The sequence below is a fragment of the Amycolatopsis sp. WAC 04182 genome (assembly GCF_003947465.1).
Classification (GTDB): domain Bacteria; phylum Actinomycetota; class Actinomycetes; order Mycobacteriales; family Pseudonocardiaceae; genus Amycolatopsis.
The window spans coordinates 1-791 of the sequence record NZ_QHJJ01000029.1; the positions used below are offsets into that span (position 1 = coordinate 1).

The 791-nt window shown below is 66.9% G+C and carries 2 protein-coding genes; one reads left to right on the plus strand and one right to left on the minus strand.

Annotated elements, in window-relative coordinates; all coding sequences use genetic code 11:
* The coding region (locus DMH01_RS42305; protein WP_305016650.1) for a catalase-related domain-containing protein at nucleotides 1-239 on the plus strand (239 nt) is incomplete at its 5' end.
* 233 nt (nucleotides 240-472) lie between these two features.
* Here the strand turns inward: DMH01_RS42305 and DMH01_RS42310 are convergent.
* The gene (locus tag DMH01_RS42310; protein WP_125643959.1) at nucleotides 473-697 is read right to left on the minus strand and encodes a DUF397 domain-containing protein; all 225 of its coding nucleotides are present in this window, start codon (nucleotides 695-697) and stop codon (nucleotides 473-475) included.
* Nucleotides 698-791: the final 94 nt, after the last annotated feature.

Genomic DNA, 791 nt, shown 5'->3' on the forward strand with positions numbered 1-791 from the left:
AGATCCTGCGCTCGGCGTACACCCGGCACGCCGAGGACGACGACTACGCGCAGCCGCGCGCCCTGTGGGAGAACGTGTTGTCCGGCACCGACCGCGCGCACCTGGTCTCCAACATCGTCGGCCATGCCTCGGCCCCCGAGGTCACGTCCGACATGCGGAAGCGGGTCGTGGAGTACTGGGAGAACGTCCACAAGGACCTCGGCCGGGGCGTCGCCGAGGGGCTGGGCGTCGGCGACTGATCCGCGCTTCGAGCCCTTTGGGGAGGGTGGCCCTGGTTGCCTCGTCGATGAGGGGCCAGGGCCGTTCTTCACCTCGGATGGGTACGGACCTTGATCACCCGGGTGGTCGTCGTGCGATGATGTGCAAGTCTTCACTGCTCACAAGCTGAGCGACCGAAGTACGGTCGTGGCCGCGCCGGCCTCGTCCCGAGCGGCCCTGATAGGTTGTGCCACCAACTCGCCAGGGCCGCTTTTCACGCGCTGGCGGCCAGAGAGTCCAGGTCGAACTCCCCGTCGCGCACGCCGGCCGTGAATGCGGCCCATTCGGACGGCGTGAAGACGAGCACCGGGCCGTCCTGCACCTTGCTGTCCCGCAGGGCGACGTTGCCGTCACCCAGAGGGGCAACCTCGACGCAAGAAGACGCTCCGTTGCAGAAGCTGCTCTTCCGCCAGGCCCGGACCGTAGTGGTGGTGTGCATTTTCTCCCCAAAAGGTATAGGCAGGCCCCTTTGCCCGCCTACTGGGACCGCGTACTCAGCGTCGCCACAACATGGCTTTGCGTTGGATGAGCAC